The organism is Paenibacillus sp. FSL K6-1558 (genome assembly GCF_038002565.1).
Lineage (GTDB): Bacteria > Bacillota > Bacilli > Paenibacillales > Paenibacillaceae > Paenibacillus > Paenibacillus polysaccharolyticus.
Window position 1 is genome coordinate 6,240,022 of the sequence record NZ_JBBOCV010000001.1, and the last position, 24,277, is coordinate 6,264,298.

The following is a 24,277-nucleotide window of genomic DNA, read 5'->3' on the forward strand; positions in this document are numbered from 1 at the left end:
GAATTTAGGATTAAAATTAATTTGGAGATTACACTTTAACAGAGCGGGCAGAAAAAATCTGAAGAAACGAAGTGTTCGCCTTTAGCACCGGATATCAACCTTTTGATAACTTATTCAAAATATCCGGGGATAACAGCGATCGGAAGATGTTTCTGACCGTGGAGTGTGCGGGTAATCGCTTATCATTTTGATTGAATTTCGTAGGAGGATTGTATGGCAGAGTTTATGAATGTAGGGAAAGTTGTGAATACGCATGGAATTCGCGGCGAGTTAAAGATCATGCCTTTGACTGATTTTCCAGAAGTACGTTTCGCCAAAAATGCTGAATTGTTTTTGTTTACTCCGGATAATCATCCGGTGCCAGTTACAGTGGAATCTGCGCGTCTGCATAAAAATATGTATATCGTTCGTCTGAAAGAATACGGCAACATTAACGAAGTGGAGAAGTTCAAGGGGGGGATAGCCAAAGTATCCAAAGAAAACCTTGCTGAACTTGAAGAAGGGGAGTATTACTTCCATCAAATCGTAGGATGCGCTGTCATTACGGAAGAGGGAGAGTCACTCGGGACGATTTCGGAGATTCTGACCCCAGGTGCGAATGATGTGTGGGTAGTCAAAACACCGGCGGGAAAAGAAGTGCTAATTCCGGTGATTGACGATGTTGTTCTGGATGTGGATGTAGAGCAGAAGCAGGTCAAGATTCACCTGATGGAAGGACTGCTGTAACATGAAGGTGGATGTATTAACGTTATTCCCGGAAATGTTCGATGGTGTGTTTGGCACAAGCATTCTGGGTAAAGCGCAGGCCAAGGGGCTTGTCTCGCTTGGGGCGACCAATTTCCGAAATTACGCAACGAATAAACATAACACTGTGGATGACGCACCATATGGCGGCGGTGGAGGTATGGTGCTCAAACCTGATCCGATTTTTGCTGCCGTAGAGGATGTTTTGCAACAGCGCGGAGAAGCTGCCGCCACAATGAAAGCGCCCCGGATTATTCTGATGTGTCCGCAAGGTGAGACATTTACACAGAAAAAGGCAGAAGAACTGGTTCAAGAAGATCATCTGATCTTTATCTGCGGTCATTATGAGGGATATGATGAACGAATCCGCGAATTTCTGGTGACCGATGAACTATCTATTGGTGACTATGTTCTGACTGGCGGAGAACTACCTGCTATGGTGGCCATTGATAGCATTGTACGGCTGATTCCGGGGGTGCTCGGTAACGAGACAAGTGCAGTGACGGATTCATTCAGTACGGGGTTGCTGGAGTATCCTCACTATACTCGCCCGCCTGAATTTAGAGGCATGAAAGTGCCGGATATGCTCTTGTCTGGACACCATCTGAATATCGAGGCTTGGCGTAGAGAACAATCGCTGATTCGTACGTTGGAGCGCAGACCTGAACTGTTGGAGTCGGCAGATCTGACGGAAAAGGAACGGAGATGGCTGGAGCAATACCGGGCTGAACAAGATAAGAAATAGGTAAAGATAAAGCCGAGTGGACAGCTTAGACTGCATCCATCGGCTTTTTTGATTTAATCAAGGCAGAATTGAATTATTCGTTTGAAAGTATTACTAATCTAGAACCGCTCACTGAGTATATTGGAACCCGTTTGTAGCAGGGTAGGGAGATCGGTATCATTTGTAACGGTTAAGCGAGGTAAAACCATGGGTGAATCCCCAGGGTGAACAAATCCGGGTCTAACCGTGAATCCCATGCGATATCCATGCTGATGGAGTTTGTAAATCATTTGTTCACTGAAATATCCATAAGGGTAGGCGATATATGGCGTATTGATACCGATATGTTTGATCTGCTCAATATCGTGATCCAGCAGGCTGGTATCCAGCGTAACGGGCAGATCGTCTCCACATACCATATATCCTTTGTGATGCAGGTTAAAGGTGTGGCTATTATACTCAAATACATCGCTTCCTGCGGCCATCTCTTGCTTGGAGATATCGCTTTTTTTACTAGGGTTAAAAGCGACTGGTGTGGACTGAATCCGGCTACCTATGACAAAAAGGGAAGCATGGAAATGATATTTTTTGAGTATGGGATAAGCCAGCGTATAATTGTTTTGATATCCGTCATCAAAGGTAATGACAAATGATTTCTCAGGTAGCGAGATTTCACCGTTAACGTATTGTTCAAGCTGAGCCAGAGTAACGGTTCGGTACCCATTTTCGTGTAAATATTTCATATTCTGCTCGAACACATCCAGGTCAATGATGGATTTATTCTTTGGCTCGTGATTGTCAACTTTTGGTGTAACATAATGATACATGAGAACAGGAACTTTTGTAGCCGTGCCTTGTTTGATAACAAAGTTAGAGCGATCCAGCTTGGAATGCAGCGAAAAGTCCGAGTGAGTTAATGTGAAGAATTTACGTTGTACGATATTCCAAGACGAGCAGGCCTTGTGGGATAACGCGTTGGTAGGATGATTAACAGCATAAGCGTATAATGTAACGGTGCATGTGAGCAAGGCAAGTGAGGCTAGCAATAATTTTTTGATGTGTTTCATGTCTCTCCTGGTTCTCCTTTAGGATTCATCTATTTCTTAAAATTCGTTACGCTGCTCGTGTAATGAGCTTTTAAGTATATGATAGACGATCTTCTATGTCGGAAAGTTACATTATTTTATCCACGAGAGTGGTTGACTTTTTAAAAACGGACCAAAACTTTTCACCTATTTACTAATTAAGAGAAGAAATGGATACGAGAATTGCGAATTATGGATTGTTAATAAAAAACACAGATGGATGTAAGACGATCTATTATAAATTTGGTTATTTAGCTTGTGTTTTAATGTGCCACGTGATACAATAGTTCTGTTATGTGGAATACGGCGGTCCTCTATGGATAATGAAAGAGACAAGGTGATCTCTGGAAGAAGTATGAACGCCTGTACGGAAGGAGGGAGTCATAGATGAATATCGTTCAAGCGATTACACAAGAACAACTTCGCAAAGATATTCCGAGTTTTCGTCCTGGTGACACTTTGAAAGTGCACGTTAAGGTAATCGAGGGAACTCGTGAGCGTATCCAATTGTTCGAAGGTGTTGTGATTAAACGCCGTGGTGGTGGAATCAGTGAGACTTTTACAGTTCGTAAAATTTCTTACGGTGTAGGTGTGGAAAGAGCTTTCCCGCTTCATTCCCCTAAAATCGATAGAATCGAAGTGGCTCGCCGTGGTAAAGTGCGTCGTGCGAAGCTTTATTATCTTCGTGAACTACGCGGTAAAGCAGCGAGAATTAAAGAAATTCGTTAATATAACGGATACCGGGAAGGGCTTGGAGACAAGCCCTTTTCGTTTTTGTCCGGGAAAAGTTGAACCGGAGGTACACTTCCGAGTAAAATGGTATGGCGGATATGCGGCGTAAAGTCCGGGAGGATTGTGACATCAGTTATCCAAGGCATTTGAATTGTGGTTCAATGTACGGTTGTAATGCTTGGCTGCAAGAATTACATAACTGAGTTGAATAATTTGTTTTCTCTAGTTTTATATAGGGAGGAAGCAAAAAGCTGAATGTATACTGCTATAATCATGTACTGTGAAGAGAGGAAGATCTTGAATGGAACAAGAAGTTCAACAGGACCAGAGCTTACCTGCGGAAGAAAAAAATAATCGATCCAAAAAAGCGAAAAATGAAATAGTCGAGTGGCTGAAGGCCATTGTCATTGCACTCGTGTTGGTTATTCTGATTCGCTGGTTACTTTTTAAACCGTTTGTGGTGGACGGGCCATCCATGCAACCGAATTTCTCGACAGGAGAACGTGTCATTGTCAATGAGATACTGTACGATATCCGCGAGCCAAAACGTGGTGAAGTGATCGTCTTCCATGTACCTTCCGAAGGACGGGATTTCATCAAACGTGTTATCGCAGTTGCGGGAGATACGGTTCAGGTTCAGGGAGACACCGTAACGGTAAATGGACAAAAGGTGAATGAGACCTACATCCAGGGTGCTATTGATGCGGCTGAAGCGAGTGGTGGAACGTATAACGTGAAGGATTTCCCGAACGAACAGTTCCCAGACGGCAAGGTGCCAGCGGGTCATGTGTTTGTTATGGGGGATAATCGACCAAACAGTACAGATAGCCGAATGATCGGTTATGTATCGCTGAAAGATATTATTGGCCGTGCTGATGTTATTTTCTGGCCTATTGGAGAAATTAAGTGGATTAACCACTAAAAAACTTAAAGTATGTATTAAATGAGGTGAAGACAAGGTGACGATACAATGGTTTCCAGGTCATATGACCCGAGCCAGACGCCAGATTCAGGACAAGTTGAAGCTCATTGACGTGGTCATCGAACTATTGGATGCCCGTCTGCCTGTCTCCAGCCGTAATCCGATGATTGACGAGATTTTGATGGATAAACCCCGCATGATTTTGCTCAATAAGTCGGATTTGGCGGATGCCAAAGTGACGCAAGAGTGGATAGAGTATTTTAAAAAAGAAGGCATTACAGCGTTCCCTGTGGATGCTTCAACAGGTACCAATGTCAAAGATATTCCTGCTCAGGCAAGACTTCTTCTAAAGGAGAAGATTGATCGTCAACTGGCAAAAGGCATTAATCCCCGAGCTGTTCGGGGTTTGATTGTCGGTATTCCTAACGTAGGAAAATCCACATTGATCAATCGTTTGGCTGGACGGAGCATTGCTGCAACTGGAGATCGCCCAGGTGTAACCAAAGGCCAGCAATGGATTAAAGTAGGCAAGGAAATGGAACTGCTGGACACCCCAGGTATTCTGTGGCCGAAATTTGAAGATCAGAATGTGGGTTACCGGCTTGCTGTGACGGGTGCGATCAAAGAGGAAATACTGAATGCAGAAGATATCGCATTTTTCGGAATCAGTTATCTGATGCGTTATTATTGGGATGCGCTGGAAGAGAGATATGGTCTTCAGGAGTTCTCCAAAGATGCGGACGATTCGGACAGTGTTATTGCCATTATGGAGCAGGTTGGCCGAATTCGCGGTTGTGTCATCAGTGGTGGACGGATTGATCTGGAGAAAGCATCACGAGCGTTTCTGCGCGAATTACGAGCAGGCAAGATGGGGCGTTTCTCTATGGAAGCTCCTTACTGATCGAAAATATCCTTACAAGAGCCGAAAGAAGCGGCCGTTACCGGATTACCGGGAACGGCCTTTTTGTGTTTTGAAGGCTAAGGGGATATAAACCTAGCATAAATATGGTAAAAAAATGAATTTCAGTGTGCTTGGTGGAATTGTTTGTTCTGTATAGGAGGTGTCCTGAAATCATGCTATGATAAATGATGTTGAAAATTTGCAGAACATCAGTTTGTATGTATTCAATTTAACGCTAGAACAACCGATAAATGAAGACATCAGGATATTCTTTTAAATCATACTTTTAACACGAAACATGGTGCAGGAATACGATTAATCAGAACAAATATGCGATAGCCTACGTCTAATTAATTATATACATTACATGGGATTACACAGCTACATGAAACATGGGTGAGGAGATGAACAGAATGACAGCAAACCATGAAATGCCGGAGCTTGAATTGCCAGAACTGCAACGCAAACCGAAGAAAAAGAAAAAAGAAACTAGCGAACCTCGGGATCTTTTGGTGTATGAGCGGGAGTATTGGGGTAGCGGGTTTGAATATATCGCAGGAATTGATGAAGTGGGACGAGGATGTTTGTTTGGGGATGTGGTTGCGGCGGCCGTGATCTTGCCTCAAGGGCTTATTTTGGAAGGGGTCAATGATTCTAAAAAATTGTCAGAAAAGAAACGTGATACGTTATATGACATCATTATGGAGAACGCGCTGGCTGTAGGTGTAGGATATGCAGATGCGGAAACGATTGATCGTCTGAATATTAAACAGGCCGCCAGACTGGCCATGAAACGTGCGGTAGAGGCACTTGATGTAACACCTCATTACATGCTGGTGGACGCGGAAAAGGTGGATTTGAATATACCGCAGTTATCTATTATTAAAGGGGATGCAAATAGCCAATCGATCGCAGCGGCTTCTATTGTGGCCAAGGTAACGAGAGATCGGCTATGCAAGGAAGAATGGGATACGTTATACCCGGAATATGGTCTGCCCGTACATAAAGGCTATGCAACTCAATTTCATCGGGAACAGATTATGGCACTCGGCGCAACACCGATGCATCGGCGGAGCTTTCTCGGTAATTTATTAGGTGAGCAGCATACGTTGTTTTAATTGAAAGGGAACGGAAAGGAGGGAGAACGAGTTGAATATCAGCTCTATGATTCGTGGTTTAATGGGAGACAGTAAGCCCGGAAACGCCAAGCCGCTCGAATTAAAAGAAGGTCAGGTCGTTCGTGGATCTGTCGTCAGTGTATCGGATGATGGTGGAGAGGCAGTGCTCCAGATTCAAGGGGTGCAGGTGCGTGCCAAACTGGAGACACCGCTCCGTCCGGGTGAGACGACGCTTCTGCAGGTTCAACCTCCGGGTGAAAACGGCATAACGGTAATGAAACCTGTTGCTGGCTCGCTTGCGGAGCTGCCGCAGGCTTCACTGAATAATTTGTTGCAAGAGGTAGGTTTGGCGGATACCAAAGACAACCGTGAATTGTTACTTGCTATGCAACGCAGTGGGCTTCCGCTGACCAAGGATAACGTAGCCATGGTGCAAAACATGATGGTAGCCAAACCTGCACAGGTGCCTGTGGAGGAATGGGTACAGGCGGTGGGTATTGCTTTTCAGAGGGGCCTGCCTATTACGGCCGAAACGGTGAAAGGTTTACATCAGACCGTATTTGGGCCTCCTTTGCATCAGTTGTTAAGTGGTCTTGCGGATCAACTGGAGTCGTTTTTGTCTCAAACGGTGGCAGGTAAGCCGTTTCCTGGCGGCGAAGCAGCAGCAGGCTTAAAAGCGGGGGCGTCCACAGGACAGGCGGGAGCTTCTGGAACTTTTACTAATGTTGCTGTTCAGCCAGAAGAGGGAGCGCCAGCGGTAAATGTGAGCAGGCCAGGAGTCGGAATACCCGTAGCCTCTCCTGTAGCGTCACAGCCGAATCAGGTTCAGACCACTCCAGCGGCGGGTGCAGGAGTGACTACAGATGCTGCTGAAGGTGCGGCATCAGATCAGGGGCAACAAGCCAAAGGTAACGTGCCGCTGAATGCAGGCCAGGCGAATGGTGGACAGACAGCAGGAGCTGAGACTGCTGCGAAGAGTGTTTCCAGCCAAGAGGAAACGGCTGGCAAAGGGAATGCAGGTATTCCGGCAGGTACCGGAATACCTGGGGAAGGCCCGCCGCGTGTTGCGGATGCGGGCCAAGTTGCGAGCCGCCCGGGTACACCTGGGGCGGCGGAAGGTGCGGCCGTGCGTGCAGACGGCCGCACAGACACGCCTGCTGCTGCGGCGACACCTGCCGCAGCAGGGCAGGCCGCGCCATCAGCGCCTACGCCAGCACAGCTGGCGCCAAAGCTGCTGGCGCTGCTGGACGCGCTGCGCGGCGCGTCCACTGCCGCACCGGCACAGCCGGGTGCGGCAGCACAAGCCGCCCCTGCTGCGCAGCAGGGCGGCCAAGTGGCGCAGGCGCCGCAGGCTCGCCGCAGCCCTTGCCAGCCGGCGCTGATGCGCAGCCGGCTGGCGGTGTTGCCGCCGCTCCCGCAGGTGCGGCGGCAGTGCACGCTCCCGTCACCCACGGGGGAGACCCGTGGGTGGGGCGCGTGCTGAAGCTGCTCGGTGCAGAGCACGAGCAGCAGGCCGTTCACGGCGCGGCGATGCAGCCGCGCGTGGGCGAGGGAGCGAGTCCGGCGAACACGGACTCGCTCAAGGGTTTGCTGCTGCAGTTGGCCAGCAGCGACAGTGCTCCGGCGGCGCTGAAAGATGCCGCCAATCAAGCCATACAATACCTGACAGGTCAGCAACTATTGCTCACAACCGATCGCGGTGCAGCGTTTGCGCAAATGCATTGGTTTATCCCCATCACAGGTCCGGACGGTGAACAGACGGCCTCTGTGCAGATTCAATCACGCCGCGGTCAGCGCGGGGAATTGGATGCCTCGAATTGCCGTCTGCTGTTTGACTTGGATATGAGAAGTTTGGGACATACCCTTGTCGATGTACATGTGGTCAATAACATTGTCAGTTTGCGTGTACTTAATGATCGGGAAGAAATGGGAGCTTTGTTGGAGAGTGGACGTGAAATCATTCATCAATCGCTCGACAAGCTTGGATATCAGTTATTGACCTTCCGGGCAGAACCTTGGCCGGCAGGGCAGGAGCTCGGGATGGAGCGGAAGATGACTGCTGCAGATTATAGCCCTGAGCGATACAAAGGGGTGGATTTCAAGGTATGAAAGAGGAATTACCACAGCCGGAGCTTTTATCCAAAAAAGCAGTTGCATTAAAATATGTCCCGGGAGAAAGTGAAGCACCTGTTGTCGTAGCCAAAGGCCGCGGCAAAGTGGCTGAAGCCATACTGGACAAAGCTAAGGAAAACGGCGTACCCGTACAGGAAGACGCAGCTTTAGTTGAAGTGCTCTCCAAGCTGGATCTGGATGAACAGATCCCGACAGAATTGTATCAGTTGGTAGCAGAAGTGCTTACCTATGTTTATCGAGCCGATCGGCTTGCCTCAGGCCGAAGTGATAACGAATCATGGTAGAACAGGGATCTGGCCAGAAACCTAGTGGCAAGTTGACCCGTCAGCAGAAGGGAAAGATTGGCGAAGAGGAAGCTTGCCGCTGGTTAGTGAAACAGGGTTATTCTATCCTCCAGCGAAACTGGCGTTGTCGTAGCGGAGAAGTCGATATTATCGCAGTACGTGAAGATTTGTTAATATTTGTTGAGGTGCGAAGCCGAAGTTCCAACTCAGGATTCGGAACTCCACAAGAGTCTGTCGATCAGCGCAAAATGCAACAGGTTCGTTCAACGGCTGGAGTCTACATCCAAATGAGCGGAGAACATACTCGTCAGATTCGATTTGATGTTATTGCGGTGATGATGAACCATTTTGGCAAGATCATGTCCATAAATCATCTAGAAAATGCATTTTAGCTTGGAGTTAGTTGATAAAAAGGATGAGCATTTAGACGAGTATAATGTCTATAGTTCATCTTTTTCTATTTGATCCGGAACTCTCTTATCTGCTGTCCTTTGAATCTGGCTAACAGAGAGGTGTATAATGAAATTGCAACCTGGTGTGTACCATTTGGAGAGGGAGGCATGACCCATGAGTAAAACGACGAAGACAATCAACGAAGTCCGCCATGCGATCGAGAATCGCCGCACCGTCAAAAAATTCAAGAAAGATCCTGTTCCAACGGAGCAAATCATCGATTTGCTGGATACAGCCGTTTGGGCACCTAACCATAAATTGCGTGAGCCGTGGAGATTTGTGTTGTTCAATGGCAAAGGACGTAAAAAGCTCGCAGAGGCCATTGAAGCCGAGATGGGTGAGGATAACAAGTTTTCGGGGAGTGTGCAACAGGTGCCTGCCATTTTGCTTGTTGTGCTGGAGGAAGACCCGAGACAAGCGATTTGGGATGAGGATTTCGCCGCAGTCAGCGCCATGGTTCAGAACTTTATGCTTGCAGCATGGAGCGAAAATATAGGCACGTTTTGGGTGACCAAACCATTTTTATATGCACCTAAATTTCGGAAGCCACTAGGTATCAAGGCAGGAGAAAAAATTATTGGAATGATCTATATGGGATACCCCGAGGTCATTCCATCATCGAAAGAGCGTACACCTGCCAAGGAGAAGCTAACGTTATTTGAATAAAAGAACTTCATTCGAGACCACATACATGTGGTCTTTTTTATATGATCATTTTCAAATAGTGTTTTGTCATAAACCAAATTCCTGTCACTGTTTGATGTTCCCACGATATCTCCTCCGATAAGCTTTTTTTGAAAAGAGACATTCATTTATCTTATGATTTACGTGTAACTGCCAATTCAATTTTTGGATGTGCTTATGATGCCAACCAAGCCGTATAGGTACTCTTCATTAACATGTAAGCAGAGTTCAAATACGGCTTTTGTTTAGCAACTGAATATCCGTATTAAAATAAACTCAAGTCTAACTGCCGATATTGTATTGCTTCCGCGACATGGGCAGTCACAATCTCACCTTCATGATCCAAGTCAGCAATAGTTTGTGCCATTTTCATAATTCGGTCATGGGCACGCATACTCAGGTTCAACGTCTGTATCGTTTGATCCAATAAATGCTCTGCTTCACGAGGTAGATGGATTGTCTTCCGTAAAAATGTGCCAGAGAGCTGACTGTTCCAGCGCACTGAACGGTTCGTGTACCGTTTGGCCTGAATGGCATGGGCAGCCATCACTTTGGACTGCATCTCGACAGATGAAGGAGAAGTGCCAGCCATACGCCAATCTCCTGGTGGGGGAACTTCGACTTGGAGATCAATACGATCCAGCAGTGGGCCCGAAATTTTTGCCCTGTATGCTGCAACGCGAGCCGGACTGCAGATGCAACGCTGATCCTCCGCCTGAGCCGACAGATATCCGCAGGGACAGGGATTCATCGAACAGGCCAGCATGAATTGTGCAGGAAATGTGAACGCAGCTCTTGCCCTACTGATTGTAACCGTCTGATCTTCAAGCGGCTGTCTTAGTACTTCAAGAACCTGACGCTGAAACTCTGGTAATTCATCCAGAAACAGAATTCCGCGATGGGCTAGACTGACCTCGCCTGGCTTTGGAATGCCGCCACCCCCAATCAAGCCGGAGGTGGATATCGTATGATGAGGTGACCGGAAGGGTCTGTCTGCAATCAGTCCTTGAGGAGCTTCTTTTAGAGTTCCCGCTGCACTTAACACTTTAGTTACTTCGAGTGCTTCTTCTTCCGATAAAGGGGGTAAAATCGTCGGTAATCGTTTAATCAGCATCGTTTTGCCTGTACCAGGTGGGCCAACCAGCATGATATTATGCATCCCCGCAGCGGCAATCATAAGTGCACGCTTGACATGATGCTGTCCAAGTACATCACTATAGTCTTCATGTGGATAAGAGAGAAGTTCTCTACCTTGATTGGACCGTGCACTGGAAGGTCCAGAGATATGAAGGTGACTGTAGTCTTTTAAAATGATTGGCCCCGCACTCGTTGTTCCCCCTGAAGTGTTGCCATTTAAATCTTGGGATGTAAGGGTATGACCAGGAGCAAGGTCCTTCAGATGTTGAAGCCCATAGATCCCGATTCCACGAATCAAACGCGCCTCCTCCACGTTCTCATAAGGGAGCAGAACCGAAGTAAAGCCTTGCCTTTTGGCTAGATCAACCATCGACAATATTCCGGGAACGGGCCGGATTGAACCATCCAGTGCCAGTTCCCCGAGAACTAAAGTGCGTTCCTGCGGGGGAAGAACAAGTTGACCGCTGGTTGTAAGTAAAGCAATGGCAATAGCAAGATCAAAGGAGGAACCTTCCTTACGCAGATCAGCTGGGGCCAGATTAATCGTAATTCGTTGCAAAGGATACTGATATCCACAGTTTTTAATCGCCGCCCGAACGCGTTCCACAGCTTCTCTAACCGCCGAATCCGGTAGTCCGATAATTGAAGTCAGAGGCAACCCATTAGATAAATCCGTTTCAACTTCAATTAATACACCGTCAATTCCATAGAGACACGAGCTATACAACTTTCCATACATAACAAAGAAACACCTCACTCGAATGTTGGGCTACGCGCAGGGCGAGCCAGTCTCGAATTAAGGTGCTTCCTCAGCTTCTACTAGCATTTTATATAAAAGGAATCAGAGCGTCAACCCGGTGTGAATTGAACTGCAATGAGTTTGTCTGAATCCTGAATTGTTCTGGTGATTGTTCTGATGATCCTCCCTGAAGTAGATTATCCGTCCTATTGATCATCTGTAATTATATTTTATACAACTAAATTTAACATGATTAAATAACGATGTAAAATAATTTGTGCTCAATTATTCTTTTTTTAATCTATTTTGTGATAAGATAGTAATGGGGAACTCAATTTCGCCGCTAATAAAGGTGAAGCAGGATGATTAACCCATGAGATATGCAATTTAAAGTACATTAGGCAGGTGAGATAGCTAACATGCAGACAGACCGTTTAAAGCTGGATAATCAATTATGCTTCGCCATATACGCTTGTTCACGTGAAATTACAAAATTGTACCAGCCCTATCTGGAAGTGCTTGGTGTGACGTACTCTCAATATTTGGTATTAATGGTATTGTGGGAGCGGCAGGAATGTACCGTTAAGGAAATTGGTGAAGCTCTGTACCTCGATTCAGGTACGCTGACGCCTCTTCTCAAACGATTACAGTCAGCCGGGTTCATCCATCGTGAGCGCTCTGCACAAGACGAGCGTAAAGTGTTGATTACACTAACCGATGCGGGACGTGAACTTAAGAATAAGGCATTATCCATACCTGAAGCCATTCAGGGAGATGCTTGCTTGAACAGCACAGAGTTTGAAGCACTGCTTGGGCAATTTAAAGGCTTGCTCGAGAAAGTTCATGAATCGAATATAAATGCTGCTAAAAAATAATAATAAAAGTCTCGATGTGATGAAAACCTTAGCCTAATCGGTTGAGGTTTTTTTCCATATATATCCAAGCATTCACAAAAAGGGATCATATCCATATCAAAATGCTGTCTATTAACCATTACTTTTTTAAGGAAAGCGTTTTAAAAACATGTTACAATGAATTGGGTTTAAGTGAAAATAGTCAACATATGTCTTTTGTTCGTCTACCAGCCCGCCTTGTTGCAGTCATGTTGATAGGAGGATTCGAGAATGAATATCCATGAATATCAAGGAAAAGAAGTACTGAAACAGTATGGAGTTACCGTTCCAAACGGAAAGGTTGCTTATACAGTCGATGAAGCGGTTGCGGCCGCAGAGGCACTGGGCAGTCCGGTGACTGTAGTTAAAGCGCAAATTCACGCAGGGGGTCGGGGTAAAGCCGGCGGCGTGAAAGTAGCAAAAAGCACAGAGGAAGTTCGTGCCTATGCATCCGAAATTTTGGGCAAAGTATTAGTAACCCATCAGACAGGACCAGAAGGTAAAGAAGTAAAACGTCTTTTGATTGAAGAAGGATGCGATATCCGCAAAGAGTATTATGTGGGTGTTGTTGTCGATCGTGCTACAGGACGTGTAGTCATGATGGCTTCCGAAGAAGGCGGAACAGAGATCGAAGAAGTAGCTGAAGCTACACCTGAGAAAATTTTCAAAGAGGTAGTTGACCCTGCGATCGGGTTGCAAGTGTTCCAAGCACGTAAACTGGCTTACAGCATTAACATTCCGAATGAACTCGTGAATAAAGCTGTGAAGTTCATGCTTGCGTTGTACAAGGCATTTGTCGAAAAAGATTGCTCTATTGCCGAGATCAACCCGCTGGTTGTTACCGGAGATGGAAACGTTATCGCGCTGGATGCAAAGCTGAACTTTGACTCCAACGCTCTCTTCCGTCACAAGGATATTCAAGAACTTCGTGACTTGGATGAGGAAGATGAAAAAGAAATCGAAGCTTCCAAATACGACCTCAGCTACATAGCGCTTGACGGCAACATTGGCTGTATGGTTAACGGTGCGGGACTTGCGATGGCTACGATGGACATCATCAAATATTACGGTGGAGACCCGGCCAACTTCCTTGATGTTGGGGGCGGTGCAACAACAGAGAAAGTTACGGAAGCATTCAAGATCATTCTGTCTGATGCCAAAGTAGCCGGTATCTTTGTTAACATCTTTGGTGGTATCATGCGTTGTGATGTCATTGCCAACGGTGTTGTTGAAGCAGCGAAGCAGCTTGGCCTGACCAAACCGCTGGTTGTTCGTCTTGAAGGAACTAACGTGGAACTGGGCAAACGTATTTTGGGTGAATCCGGCCTGAATATCGTTCCTGCTGATTCCATGGCCGATGGAGCACAGAAAATTGTTGCCCTCGTAAAATAGGTTCATTCCTTCGTACCGGAGCTGTCCGGGAATTGAAAAATAACCGTAAGGATGTGAAGCAACGTGAGTATTTTGATCGATAAAAATACAAAAGTCATTACGCAAGGCATTACGGGTTCAACGGGAATGTTCCACACGAAGGGCGCATTGGACTACGGAACCCAAATGGTAGGCGGTGTTACGCCAGGTAAAGGCGGAACCAATGTTGACATCACGCTGGAAGACGGTTCAGTAGTCAGCTTGCCGGTATTCAACACGGTGCAGGAAGCGAAGGAGGCTACTGGCGCAACAGCGAGCGTCATCTATGTTCCTCCAGCATTTGCAGCGGATTCCATTATGGAAGCTGTTGATGCGGAACTGGATTTGGTCATCTGTATTACTGAAGGTATTCCGGTACTGGATATGGTCAAAGTAGACCGTTTCATGGACGGAAAAAATACAGTATTGATTGGGCCTAACTGTCCAGGTGTGATCACACCGGGCGAGTGTAAGATCGGCATTATGCCTGGATACATTCATATGCCAGGACATGTTGGTGTCGTTTCACGTAGTGGAACACTGACGTATGAGGCTGTTCATCAGCTCACAACTCGTGGTATTGGCCAATCTTCTGCGGTAGGTATCGGAGGAGACCCGGTTAAGGGTTCCGAGTTCATCGATATCTTGAAACGTTTCAATGAAGATCCACAGACACATGCTGTCATCATGATTGGTGAGATCGGTGGCACTGCGGAAGAGGATGCAGCAGAATGGGTAGCGGCTAACATGACTAAACCGGTGGTAGGATTCATCGGTGGTGTTACAGCGCCTCCAGGCAAACGTATGGGGCATGCGGGTGCGATTATCTCTGGCGGTAAGGGTACAGCCAAAGAGAAAATTGCGAAGCTGGAATCATGCGGTATTAAAGTTGCTCCGACACCAGCGGAAATGGGCTCCACTTTGGTAAGTGTGCTCGAAGAACGCGGTATTTTGAATTTGTGCACGACACATTAATCCTATTCCGTTATAATAGAAGAAACGGCACGGAAATGATTCATTTTCGGAGCCGTTGATTCAGGAGACGGTAAAGGTAAGCAACCTTTTGTCCTTTAAACAGGGCGAAGGGTTGCTTTTTTGCGTTTTTTTAGAAAAATGAGGACGAACTTTAGTGTGCAGAATATGTTAACGTGTGGCAATTTATCGTTGTTTATCACACAAATAGAGGGCAATTTGCCCTCTCACAGGAGGTAGAAACATGGAAGAACGTTGGATTTTGCTTGGACTCTATGAAATGGAAGGCATCGGTAAGAAAAGTGTTGCAAAATTGATGACAGGTCAGCACTCGTTGCGGGAGTTGCTTTATTACGAGGAAGGAGACTGGATTGAAGCTGGACTGAGGAAGGATCAGGCGACTCGTTTGGCTAGAGAATTTAATGCCGGCTGGATTGAGAGTAGAAGAGAGCAGGTTTATGATCGCGGGATCGAGGTTATTACTTATCTGGATTCAAATTATCCTATATTAATGAAGGAAACCGCTCAGCCTCCCTGGGTGATGTACACTCGAGGAGACACTCGGTTATTACATCAACCTTCGATTGCGATGGTAGGAACAAGGATGCCTACAGTTTATGGGCGTAAAGTTGGGGAAAAGCTTGCAGAACAATTATCTCTTGCGGGGTTAACTATTGTCAGTGGACTTGCCAGAGGTATTGATCGTGTGTGTCATGAAGCTGTATTACGAGCAAATGGTAAAACGATTGCTGTTTTTGGTACAGGGGTAGATATGGTTTACCCACCTGAAAATACGAGCCTTGCAGAACAAATTGCTGAAACGGGTCTACTCTTGTCAGAGTACCCTCTGGGAACCAGGGCTCGTCAGGGCCTTTTTCCCGAGCGAAACCGGATTATCGCAGGATTAACATTAGGAACGCTCGTTGTAGAAGCGGATGTACGAAGTGGTTCTCTCATCACCGCAGATGCAGCACTCGAGGCAGGCAGAGATGTATTTGCAGTTCCAGGGCCGATTACTTCGCCGAAGAGCCGAGGGGCACATAATTTAATACGACAGGGGGCCAAATTGGTCACTTGTGCTACTGATTTATTAGAAGAGTATCGTTTGGACTTGCCAAATGCAGAACAACTTCCTTACAATAGAGGACGTTCGGCAGAAATGTCAGGACATGCGGAGCAAGGTTTATTTCCAAAGGTGGAACTTTCTACAGATGAACGACGTATCATCATTTTACTTGAGCAGGAAGAGCAGTCTTTAGATCAATTGATAGATCGGTTGGGTTGGGATTTTGGACATTTACATTCAGTTCTGTTATCTTTAATCATAAAAAAGCAGATTAGCCAATTACCAGGAACCAAATATGCTAGGGTATGACGATGCTGCAACCTGTGCAGTATGTGGAGTATATAATACGAAGTATGAAGTGAAGTACAAGAAACAGTTTCATGACTGAGAGGAGGATGGACCTATGGCGGATGCACTCGTAATCGTGGAGTCGCCCTCAAAGGCGAAGACGATCGGCAAATATTTAGGCAGCAAGTTCATCGTGAAAGCTTCGATGGGACATGTACGCGATTTGCCAAAGAGTCAGATCGGCGTTGAGGTAGAGAATGATTTTAATCCGAAATATATTACGATCCGCGGCAAAGGTTCAGTATTAAAGGAACTTAAGGATGCACGAAAGAAAGTGAAAAAAGTGTATCTCGCGGCCGACCCGGATCGTGAGGGTGAAGCCATTGCCTGGCATTTGGCACATGCACTTGAACTGGATGACACGGCTGATTGCCGAGTTGTATTTAATGAAATCACCAAACAAGCGGTTAAGGACGCATTCAAAACGCCGCGTAAAATAAATATGGATCTGGTCAATGCACAGCAAGCTAGACGCATTCTGGATCGGCTCGTGGGTTACAAGATCAGTCCACTATTATGGAAGAAAGTAAAAAAAGGATTATCAGCAGGACGAGTTCAGTCTGTTGCCGTCAAAATTATTTTGGATCGTGAAAATGAAATTGACGAATTTGAACCGGAAGAGTACTGGAGCATTACAGCCAAACTGAGTGCAGATGGTAATCCATTCGAGGCGAAGTTTCATAAGTTGAACGGAACGAAAACAGAGCTTGGCAGTGAAGCTGAAGTACAAGCGATTTTGAAACAGATCGAAGGTGCTGATTTTACAATCAAGGAAGTGAAGGAGAAAGAGAGAACTCGAAATCCTTCGGCGCCATTTACGACAAGTTCACTGCAACAGGAAGCGGCACGTAAACTTAATTTCAGGGCTTCCAAGACGATGTCGGTTGCGCAACAGCTTTATGAAGGTGTAGACCTTGGAAAAGAAGGCACAGTCGGTCTCATTACGTATATGCGTACAGACTCGACTCGTATCGCTGCTTCCGCACAGGAAGAAGCCAAAGAATATATCGTTGGAAAGTATGGTGAGACATTTGCACCAGAGAGCCCGCGGAACTATTCCAAAAAGGCTTCCAACGCTCAGGACGCGCACGAAGCGATCCGTCCGACTTCCATTTTGCGTGATCCAGATTCGATAAAATCGTTTATGAGTCGTGATCAGTTCCGTTTATATAAGTTGATATGGGAACGTTTTGTAGCAAGTCAGATGTCTTCGGCTATTCTGGATACACTTTCGGTTGACATCGCTGCAGGAGATACGATCTTCCGTGCTGCGGGTTCCAAGGTGCGCTTTCAGGGATTCATGAAAGTGTATGTAGAAGGCAATGACGATGGTACAACCGAGGAAGATCGTTTGTTGCCTCCGCTCAAGAGTGGAGATGTGCTGAAAAAGCAGGAGATTGAGCCTAAGCAGCACTTTACGCAGCCGCCGCCACGTTATACCGAAGCACGGTTGGTTAAAACCTTGGAAGAGCTCGGCATAGGTAGACCAAGTACTTATGCGCCAACACTGGAGACCATTCAGAAACGTGGATATGTTGCGATCGAAGAGAAGAAATTTATGCCGACTGAGCTGGGAGAGCTGGTCATTGAGCAGATGGAAGAGTTTTTCCCGGAAATCCTGAATGTGGAGTTTACCGCGAATATGGAAGGCGATCTCGACCATGTGGAGGAAGGCTCTGAAGATTGGGTTAAAGTGTTGGCTGAATTCTATGAATCTTTCGAGAAACGGTTAGAGTTTGCTGAGGAAGAAATGAAAGAGATCGAGATCGAAGACGAGGTGTCGGACGAGATCTGTGAGAAATGTGGAAAGCCGCTCGTATATAAACTGGGTCGTTTCGGAAAGTTCCTCGCATGCTCAGGATTCCCTGACTGCCGTAATACGAAACCGATTATTAAAGACATCGGTGTAACTTGTCCGAAGTGTAAGGAAGGACATGTGGTGGAACGCCGCAGTAAAAAAGGACGTATTTTCTATGGCTGTGACAAATATCCGGAATGTGATTTTGTATCTTGGGATAAACCTTCCGCTAAACCTTGTCCGAGCTGTGGATCGTTAATGATTGAGAAGCGAAACAAAAAGGGAACAAGATTGCAGTGTACTTCATGTGATCATCAGGAGCCGGTGGAAGAATTGGATGATGAATCAACGGATTAGCATATGATGGGGGTAAATGATTTTGACAAGTGAACAACAAGTAACAGTTATCGGTGCGGGATTGGCTGGATCAGAAGCAGCGTGGCAGATCGCCAGTCGCGGTGTGCGAGTGAAGTTATATGAGATGAGACCGGTTGTCAAAACGCCGGCTCATCATACGGATAAATTTGCAGAACTCGTCTGCAGTAACTCTCTTCGTGCCAATGGACTGGCTAATGCAGTTGGCGTGTTGAAAGAAGAAATGAGAATGTTGAATTCGCTCGTACTCGGAGCAGCTGATCGACATGCTGTTCCGGCAGGAGGAGCCCTGGCTGTGGATCGGGATGGCTTCTCGGGTGAGATTACATCGACTTTGCATCAGCATCCGCTGATTGAAGTGGTGAATGAAGAACTTACTTCACTTCCAGAGGACGGCATTGTTGTTGTAGCGACCGGACCACTGACTTCGCCAGCATTGTCCGAGCAGATTAAAGCATTGATGGGTGAGGAGTACTTCTATTTCTATGATGCTGCAGCGCCGATTATTGAAAAAGATTCCATAGATATGAACAAGGTATACCTTGCCTCTCGTTATGATAAAGGAGAAGCGGCTTATCTCAACTGTCCAATGACAGAAGAAGAGTTTGAACTCTTTTATGAGGCTCTGATTACTGCAGAGGTTGCTCAGTTAAAAGAATTCGAAAAAGAAATCTATTTCGAAGGTTGCATGCCGATTGAAGTCATGATGAAACGGGGCAAACAAACAGCATTGTTTGGACCGATGAAGCCGGTAGGTTTGGTTAATCCGCATACGGGTGAATTGCCTCATGCTGTAGTACAGCTTAGACAGGACAATGCGGCGGGAACGTTGTATAACTTGGTAGGTTTCCAAACGCACTTGAAGTGGGGAGAACAGAAACGTGTCTTCTCTCTGATTCCGGGTCTTGAGAATGCTGAGTTTGTGCGCTACGGTGTCATGCACCGGAATACATTTATTAACTCACCGAAGTTGCTTCGTCCAACATACCAATTCAAAGAGCGCCCTAATTTGTTCTTTGCTGGTCAGATGACAGGGGTAGAAGGATATGTTGAATCTGCCGCATCGGGTCTTATTGCCGGCATGAATGCAGCTAAAGCAGCGTTAGGACAAGAACTTGTTGTACTGCCGGTAGAAACGACACTAGGTAGCATGGCCCAATATATTACAACGGCGGATTTCAAGCATTTCCAGCCAATGAATGCTAACTTCGGTTTGTTACCGAAATTGGAAACTAGAATCCGTAACAAAAAAGAAAAAAATGAAGCACTTGCAAATCGTGCCCTGGATGGTATCGCCAAGTTTATTGCTTCAGAAGGTCTAACCGTTCCGGAACGCGTATAAATTATTCGTGGGGGAGCTGATATCATGGATATGTCATTTCATGCGACGACGATCTGTGCTGTCCGTCATAATGGCAAGGCAGCGATTGCGGGCGATGGTCAGGTAACTATGGGCCAGAGCGTTGTGATGAAGAATACAGCCAAAAAAGTAAGACGTTTATATCGTGGACAGGTTGTTGCTGGCTTTGCCGGTTCTGTAGCTGATGCAATTACACTGTTTGAAAAATTCGAAGGTAAACTGGAAGAGCACCATGGCAATCTGCAACGGGCGGCGGTTGAACTTGCAAAAGATTGGCGGCAGGATCGCATACTGCGGAAGCTCGAAGCTTTGTTGATTGTGATGGACAAAACAGGAATGTTGCTTATTTCAGGTGGCGGCGAGATAATCGAACCGGATGATGATATCATTGCGATCGGTTCAGGTGGTAATTTTGCTTTATCCGCTGCGCGGGCGCTGAAACGTCACGCTGGACAGATGGAAGCGAAAGATATCGCACGTGAGTCTCTTCAGGTGGCTTCCGAGCTGTGTGTATACACGAATAGTAACATTATCGTCGAAGAATTGTAGGAACAAAGAAATCTCCCGTACAGGAACAAGATGCTACATCTGCTCCGGTTTACGTTAAGGAGATTCTTTGCTCTTGTGGCTGAATTGACGTCAACATACTTGTAGGAGGGAAGCTTATGAATTCTCAAGCTTTAACGCCAAGACAGATTGTTACAGAACTGGATAAATATATCGTAGGTCAAAAACAGGCGAAGAAATCAGTGGCAGTAGCCCTTCGTAATCGCTATCGACGTAGTCTTTTGCCAGAACACACACAGGATGATATTGTACCTAAAAATATACTGATGATTGGGCCTACAGGCGTCGGTAAAACGGAAATTGCGCGTCGTCTTGCAAAACTAGTAGGGGCACCTTTTGTCAAAGTCGAGGCAACCAAGTTTACCGAAGTGGGATATGTTGGACGTGATGTGGAATCCATGGTTCGTGATTTGATTGAAACATCCCTGCGTATGGTCAAGCTTGAACGAACTGAACAAGTGAAGGACAAAGCGGAAGAAGCGGCTAACGAGCGCATTGTACATATTTTGGCTCCTTCTCAGTCCAAGTCTAAAAATCAGCGTAATCCGTTTGAAATGATCTTTGGGAACAACGGGAATGGAAATGCCCCTCAGGATCAGGATGAACCTGAACCTGACGCAAACGTTGCTGAGCGTCGTCGTAAAATCAAATTCGATCTATTGTCTGGTAAACTGGAAGATGACATCATTGAGATCGATGTAGAGGACAATACGCCGAACATGATGGATATGTTTGCTGGCCAGGGTAATGATCAGATGGGCATGAACATGCAGGAGATGTTTGGAAGTTTGTTGCCGCGCCGTACGAAAAAACGTAAGTTGGCTATTAAGGAAGCACGTAAAGTGCTTATTCAAGAAGAAGCGGGCAAATTAATTGATATGGATGATGTGACTCAAGAGTCCATAAGACGTGCAGAGCAGACAGGCATTATTTTCATCGATGAGATTGATAAAGTAGCCAGTCAAGGTCGTGGAAGTGGTCCAGATGTTTCCCGTGAAGGCGTTCAGCGTGACATTCTACCAATTGTTGAAGGATCAACGGTCATGACCAAGTATGGGCCTGTCAAAACGGATTATATTCTGTTTATGGCGGCTGGTGCCTTCCATGTGGCTAAACCTTCAGATCTGATTCCGGAGCTTCAGGGACGCTTCCCTATTCGTGTGGAGTTAAACAGTCTTACCCTGGAGGAGTTTGTTTCTATCCTAACGGAACCTCAGAATGCGCTAACGAAGCAATATGTCGATTTGCTCCGCACAGAGAATATTGAGATTGAGTTCTCGGAGGATGCAATACGCGAGATTGCCAAGCTCGCGGAAGCTGTTAACCAAAACACAGAAAACATTGGGGCTCGCCGTCTGCATACTATATTGGAAAAACTTCTGGAAGACTTGTCCTTCGAGGCTCCTGAGCTTACGTTGGAACGTATGGTGATTACACCAGAGTATGTACGTGAGAAATTACATGATATTGCGACGGATCGGGATTTAAGTCAATACATCCTTTAAGTAAGAGCAGGGTAATGAATGTAGCTTCTAGTATCACATGATAAGATGGTTGTATGGAATAAAACATGGGGTATGTACCATAAACAGTGAACATTAATCAAGATGTTCTGTGCTTTTATACAGAGCATGCTGTGTTAGATGTCGTGTTTATGGATACATATCCTTATTTATATTATGGTCTAACCTTTTCTGATGATTGGACCGATAATAGAGAGGTGGCGATCATTTATGTTAGAAACTAGGACTTGGGCCGCATGGATAACTGTATAAAGGGTAGCGGATTAGTTGGTATTCCTATTTTTATGCAACCATGTATTTCCATTAAAAGAATTTTAATTATTTAAATGTTATCTGGTGCTAAGCGAATAAACCGGAATATTTTGCGCAAATGTGCAAAACGTCGTTTTGTGGAAAATGGAGAAGGCATCAATTGTTTTCTAAATATAAAATAGTAGTGACCTATACAATTGTTAAGAAAGTGTTGCGTCAGAAATGATAGTTCCAATGAATTTTCATACATAAAATGTGAAATAAAGTAGAGTTGGCTACATAAAAATACAGTGTAATATAAGCTTAAAACCCTAATATGACGGTAAAAAATGCTAAACTTAACAAATTGAAATCCTTTTGTGGAAAGGTACATTTAAAGGTGCTCAGACTGAAATACAGGCTGAAAGAATGAGTTTTATTTTAAGAATGTTTAAGGGCATGCCTCAAGATTGTTAACACATTTTTGATTTGGGACTGAATATTTACGAAAAAAATCATATTTTGCAGAAAATACACAAAAAGCCCTCTCTTTAAGAAAAGATAGGGCTTTTTTCTTATTGTAATATATCCCAAACTCGAAGAAACTTATGTTATACGACAACATCAGAGTTAATTCTACTTAAGTCCTAGAAAACCGTGTAAACACGAATGTTTTTGTCGAAAAAACAACAGCAGTTTCGCGTGAAAAGATTCAATCTTTTTCCATATATACTAATGAGAGGAGGGATGTTGTGAATCTTTTAAACGATATTAGCTTTAAAAGATTACAAGGTGCGCTCGATGCGTCGAACATGCGACAACGAACGATAGCTGATAACGTAGCGAACGCCGATACCCCGTATTTCAAGCGATCAGACGTTTCTTTTGAAGAAATGTTACAGGATCAGATGAGCGGTGATTTACCTGTTCTTAAAGGGAAAGTAACGGATCCAAGGCATTTTGTCATAGGTCCTTCCTCTTTAGTACCAACACCAGTAGTTAATATGGACCAGTCCACTTCCATGAATAACAACCAGAATAATGTGGATATTGATCGAGAGATGAGTCTTCTGGCGGATAATCAATTGCGTTACAACGCTTATATCCAGCAAGTGAACGAACAAATTAAAATGATGCGAGTAGGCGTAGAAGGGAGATAACCGCGTTGAACATTAGCAACAGTTTTGGAATCAGTGCTTCGGCTCTTACAGCTCAACGTTTGCGTATGGACGTCATTTCTTCCAATATAGCAAATGCTGAAACCACGCGCGCGAGCATGTCGAATGGGGTCGCAGTTCCATATAAGCGGAAAATGGTAGTGCTTGAACCGAATAAAACATCCTTCAGCACGATGTTACAAAACCAGATGCGTGGTGGAGGTTCAGGTGATGGTGTAAGGGTAACCGAGATTCGGGAAGATCAGTCGCCATTCAAACCGGTTTATGACCCGACTCATCCAGATGCAAACGCAGAAGGGTATGTGTTCATGCCTAATGTGGATATTGCAAAAGAAATGGTCGATATGATCTCGGCTTCACGTTCTTATGAGGCTAACGTTACTGCACTGAATTCAACCAAAGCGATGATTTCTAAAGCGTTAGAAATTGGAAAAGGTTAACTGTTGCATTCTTCGACAACGAACTGAAAAGAAGAGATAAAAGGGAGGGACATTTATGATTCAGAACAATATGTTTAACGCTCAGGGAGTTCAGCCGTTGCAAATGAAAAGTGTAGGAACTGAAAATAAATCTTCTACACCGGCCGAAAGCATTCAGAGCTTCGGTACATACTTACAAAATGCACTGGGCTCTGTAGCCGCACAGGAAACCCAGGCTCATGAAATGTCAAATCAATTTTTGGTAGGTAAAGCGAATGTAGATCAGGTGTTGATTGCTTCCGAACAAGCCCTGCTTAGTCTGCAACTTACCACTCAAGTACGTAACAAAGTGGTTGAGGCATATCAAGAGGTTATGCGCACACAACTATAAGAGTTCATTTGCGCAAACAGTAGCGCTGATCATTACGACAAGCAGCTGCGATACTGCTCCTGATCAAAGCTAGGAGAACGCTCAAGCTTT

The 24,277-nt window shown here is 45.5% G+C and carries 24 protein-coding genes; 22 read left to right on the forward strand and 2 right to left on the reverse strand.

Annotation, left to right across the window (positions count from 1 at the left end):
• Positions 1-213 precede the first annotated feature (213 nt).
• Positions 214-726, forward strand: coding sequence for a ribosome maturation factor RimM (gene rimM / locus MHI38_RS27115; RefSeq protein ID WP_154886396.1), 513 nt, complete (start codon positions 214-216; stop codon positions 724-726).
• Between the two features lies 1 nt (position 727).
• Positions 728-1,489: a tRNA (guanosine(37)-N1)-methyltransferase TrmD gene (gene trmD / locus MHI38_RS27120; protein ID WP_154886394.1), complete on the forward strand. Its 762-nt coding sequence runs from the start codon at positions 728-730 to the stop codon at positions 1,487-1,489.
• Between the two features lie 98 nt (positions 1,490-1,587).
• Here trmD and MHI38_RS27125 read toward each other — a convergent pair whose 3' ends face one another.
• Entirely contained in the window at positions 1,588-2,535 is a 948-nt protein-coding gene (locus tag MHI38_RS27125; RefSeq protein WP_186809551.1) for a polysaccharide deacetylase family protein, read from the reverse strand.
• 405 nt (positions 2,536-2,940) lie between these two features.
• Between MHI38_RS27125 and rplS the strand changes: the two genes are divergently transcribed.
• The 9 genes from rplS to MHI38_RS27170 all read left to right on the forward strand — a co-directional run bounded on the left by rplS (position 2,941) and on the right by MHI38_RS27170 (position 9,762).
• Complete coding sequence (gene rplS, locus MHI38_RS27130; RefSeq protein WP_024630190.1) at positions 2,941-3,282, forward strand: 50S ribosomal protein L19; 342 nt, start codon at positions 2,941-2,943, stop codon at positions 3,280-3,282.
• 304 nt (positions 3,283-3,586) lie between these two features.
• Entirely contained in the window at positions 3,587-4,207 is a 621-nt protein-coding gene (gene lepB, locus MHI38_RS27135) for a signal peptidase I (protein ID WP_090923892.1), read from the forward strand.
• A gap of 37 nt (positions 4,208-4,244) precedes the next feature.
• On the forward strand, positions 4,245-5,108 hold the full coding sequence (gene ylqF / locus MHI38_RS27140; protein ID WP_090923891.1) for a ribosome biogenesis GTPase YlqF: 864 nt from the start codon (positions 4,245-4,247) through the stop codon (positions 5,106-5,108).
• A gap of 413 nt (positions 5,109-5,521) precedes the next feature.
• Positions 5,522-6,226 carry a ribonuclease HII gene (locus MHI38_RS27145; RefSeq protein ID WP_308722042.1) on the forward strand — a complete coding sequence of 235 codons (705 nt, stop codon included), beginning with the start codon at positions 5,522-5,524 and terminating at the stop codon, positions 6,224-6,226.
• Positions 6,227-6,257: 31 nt separating this feature from the next.
• The gene (locus MHI38_RS27150; protein ID WP_341181881.1) at positions 6,258-7,709 is read left to right on the forward strand and encodes a hypothetical protein; all 1,452 of its coding nucleotides are present in this window, start codon (positions 6,258-6,260) and stop codon (positions 7,707-7,709) included.
• Positions 7,694-8,335 carry a hypothetical protein gene (locus MHI38_RS27155; protein ID WP_341181882.1) on the forward strand — a complete coding sequence of 214 codons (642 nt, stop codon included), beginning with the start codon at positions 7,694-7,696 and terminating at the stop codon, positions 8,333-8,335. Before MHI38_RS27150 ends, MHI38_RS27155 begins: the two co-directional genes overlap by 16 nt.
• Positions 8,332-8,643: an EscU/YscU/HrcU family type III secretion system export apparatus switch protein gene (locus MHI38_RS27160; protein ID WP_090923889.1), complete on the forward strand. Its 312-nt coding sequence runs from the start codon at positions 8,332-8,334 to the stop codon at positions 8,641-8,643. The genes MHI38_RS27155 and MHI38_RS27160 overlap by 4 nt, the downstream gene beginning before the upstream one ends.
• Entirely contained in the window at positions 8,637-9,035 is a 399-nt protein-coding gene (locus tag MHI38_RS27165) for a YraN family protein (RefSeq protein WP_154886390.1), read from the forward strand. The genes MHI38_RS27160 and MHI38_RS27165 overlap by 7 nt, the downstream gene beginning before the upstream one ends.
• A 175-nt stretch (positions 9,036-9,210) precedes the next feature.
• Positions 9,211-9,762 carry a nitroreductase family protein gene (locus tag MHI38_RS27170; RefSeq protein WP_154958967.1) on the forward strand — a complete coding sequence of 184 codons (552 nt, stop codon included), beginning with the start codon at positions 9,211-9,213 and terminating at the stop codon, positions 9,760-9,762.
• Between the two features lie 283 nt (positions 9,763-10,045).
• Here MHI38_RS27170 and MHI38_RS27175 read toward each other — a convergent pair whose 3' ends face one another.
• Entirely contained in the window at positions 10,046-11,656 is a 1,611-nt protein-coding gene (locus MHI38_RS27175) for a YifB family Mg chelatase-like AAA ATPase (protein ID WP_154886386.1), read from the reverse strand.
• 419 nt (positions 11,657-12,075) lie between these two features.
• On the opposite strand from MHI38_RS27175, the gene MHI38_RS27180 reads away from it, so the two are divergent.
• The 11 genes from MHI38_RS27180 to fliE all read left to right on the forward strand — a co-directional run bounded on the left by MHI38_RS27180 (position 12,076) and on the right by fliE (position 24,187).
• Entirely contained in the window at positions 12,076-12,531 is a 456-nt protein-coding gene (locus tag MHI38_RS27180) for a MarR family winged helix-turn-helix transcriptional regulator (protein ID WP_154886384.1), read from the forward strand.
• A gap of 249 nt (positions 12,532-12,780) precedes the next feature.
• On the forward strand, positions 12,781-13,941 hold the full coding sequence (gene sucC, locus MHI38_RS27185) for an ADP-forming succinate--CoA ligase subunit beta (RefSeq protein WP_090923884.1): 1,161 nt from the start codon (positions 12,781-12,783) through the stop codon (positions 13,939-13,941).
• A 63-nt stretch (positions 13,942-14,004) separates the two neighbouring features.
• The gene (sucD, locus tag MHI38_RS27190) at positions 14,005-14,934 is read left to right on the forward strand and encodes a succinate--CoA ligase subunit alpha (protein WP_090923883.1); all 930 of its coding nucleotides are present in this window, start codon (positions 14,005-14,007) and stop codon (positions 14,932-14,934) included.
• A 241-nt stretch (positions 14,935-15,175) separates the two neighbouring features.
• The gene (gene dprA / locus MHI38_RS27195; protein WP_154886382.1) at positions 15,176-16,306 is read left to right on the forward strand and encodes a DNA-processing protein DprA; all 1,131 of its coding nucleotides are present in this window, start codon (positions 15,176-15,178) and stop codon (positions 16,304-16,306) included.
• Between the two features lie 94 nt (positions 16,307-16,400).
• Entirely contained in the window at positions 16,401-18,500 is a 2,100-nt protein-coding gene (gene topA / locus MHI38_RS27200) for a type I DNA topoisomerase (RefSeq protein ID WP_154886380.1), read from the forward strand.
• Between the two features lie 16 nt (positions 18,501-18,516).
• On the forward strand, positions 18,517-19,860 hold the full coding sequence (gene trmFO / locus MHI38_RS27205) for an FADH(2)-oxidizing methylenetetrahydrofolate--tRNA-(uracil(54)-C(5))-methyltransferase TrmFO (RefSeq protein ID WP_373323193.1): 1,344 nt from the start codon (positions 18,517-18,519) through the stop codon (positions 19,858-19,860).
• 24 nt (positions 19,861-19,884) lie between these two features.
• Entirely contained in the window at positions 19,885-20,427 is a 543-nt protein-coding gene (hslV, locus tag MHI38_RS27210) for an ATP-dependent protease subunit HslV (RefSeq protein WP_090923879.1), read from the forward strand.
• Between the two features lie 116 nt (positions 20,428-20,543).
• The gene (gene hslU, locus MHI38_RS27215) at positions 20,544-21,950 is read left to right on the forward strand and encodes an ATP-dependent protease ATPase subunit HslU (RefSeq protein ID WP_090923878.1); all 1,407 of its coding nucleotides are present in this window, start codon (positions 20,544-20,546) and stop codon (positions 21,948-21,950) included.
• A 1,001-nt stretch (positions 21,951-22,951) separates the two neighbouring features.
• Positions 22,952-23,359 carry a flagellar basal body rod protein FlgB gene (gene flgB / locus MHI38_RS27220; protein ID WP_090923877.1) on the forward strand — a complete coding sequence of 136 codons (408 nt, stop codon included), beginning with the start codon at positions 22,952-22,954 and terminating at the stop codon, positions 23,357-23,359.
• Between the two features lie 5 nt (positions 23,360-23,364).
• Positions 23,365-23,817, forward strand: a complete 453-nt coding sequence (flgC, locus tag MHI38_RS27225; protein WP_090923876.1) for a flagellar basal body rod protein FlgC — start codon at positions 23,365-23,367, stop codon at positions 23,815-23,817.
• Positions 23,818-23,872: 55 nt separating this feature from the next.
• Entirely contained in the window at positions 23,873-24,187 is a 315-nt protein-coding gene (gene fliE, locus MHI38_RS27230; RefSeq protein ID WP_090923875.1) for a flagellar hook-basal body complex protein FliE, read from the forward strand.
• Positions 24,188-24,277 lie beyond the last annotated feature (90 nt).

Excerpts from the sequence above, each read along its gene's own strand:
- rimM (WP_154886396.1), top strand. The coding sequence starts at position 214 with ATGGCAGAGTTTATGAATGTAGGGAAAGTTGTGAATACGCATGGAATT.
- MHI38_RS27125 (WP_186809551.1), bottom strand. The coding sequence starts at position 2,535 with ATGAAACACATCAAAAAATTATTGCTAGCCTCACTTGCCTTGCTCACA.
- sucC (WP_090923884.1), top strand. The coding sequence starts at position 12,781 with ATGAATATCCATGAATATCAAGGAAAAGAAGTACTGAAACAGTATGGA.
- hslU (WP_090923878.1), top strand. The coding sequence starts at position 20,544 with ATGAATTCTCAAGCTTTAACGCCAAGACAGATTGTTACAGAACTGGAT.
- MHI38_RS27145 (WP_308722042.1), top strand. The coding sequence starts at position 5,522 with ATGACAGCAAACCATGAAATGCCGGAGCTTGAATTGCCAGAACTGCAA.
- topA (WP_154886380.1), top strand. The coding sequence starts at position 16,401 with ATGGCGGATGCACTCGTAATCGTGGAGTCGCCCTCAAAGGCGAAGACG.
- MHI38_RS27175 (WP_154886386.1), bottom strand. The coding sequence starts at position 11,656 with ATGTATGGAAAGTTGTATAGCTCGTGTCTCTATGGAATTGACGGTGTA.
- dprA (WP_154886382.1), top strand. The coding sequence starts at position 15,176 with ATGGAAGAACGTTGGATTTTGCTTGGACTCTATGAAATGGAAGGCATC.
- fliE (WP_090923875.1), top strand. The coding sequence starts at position 23,873 with ATGATTCAGAACAATATGTTTAACGCTCAGGGAGTTCAGCCGTTGCAA.
- lepB (WP_090923892.1), top strand. The coding sequence starts at position 3,587 with ATGGAACAAGAAGTTCAACAGGACCAGAGCTTACCTGCGGAAGAAAAA.
- rplS (WP_024630190.1), top strand. The coding sequence starts at position 2,941 with ATGAATATCGTTCAAGCGATTACACAAGAACAACTTCGCAAAGATATT.
- hslV (WP_090923879.1), top strand. The coding sequence starts at position 19,885 with ATGGATATGTCATTTCATGCGACGACGATCTGTGCTGTCCGTCATAAT.
- trmD (WP_154886394.1), top strand. The coding sequence starts at position 728 with ATGAAGGTGGATGTATTAACGTTATTCCCGGAAATGTTCGATGGTGTG.
- MHI38_RS27180 (WP_154886384.1), top strand. The coding sequence starts at position 12,076 with ATGCAGACAGACCGTTTAAAGCTGGATAATCAATTATGCTTCGCCATA.
- MHI38_RS27170 (WP_154958967.1), top strand. The coding sequence starts at position 9,211 with ATGAGTAAAACGACGAAGACAATCAACGAAGTCCGCCATGCGATCGAG.
- trmFO (WP_373323193.1), top strand. The coding sequence starts at position 18,517 with ATGATTTTGACAAGTGAACAACAAGTAACAGTTATCGGTGCGGGATTG.
- MHI38_RS27165 (WP_154886390.1), top strand. The coding sequence starts at position 8,637 with ATGGTAGAACAGGGATCTGGCCAGAAACCTAGTGGCAAGTTGACCCGT.
- MHI38_RS27160 (WP_090923889.1), top strand. The coding sequence starts at position 8,332 with ATGAAAGAGGAATTACCACAGCCGGAGCTTTTATCCAAAAAAGCAGTT.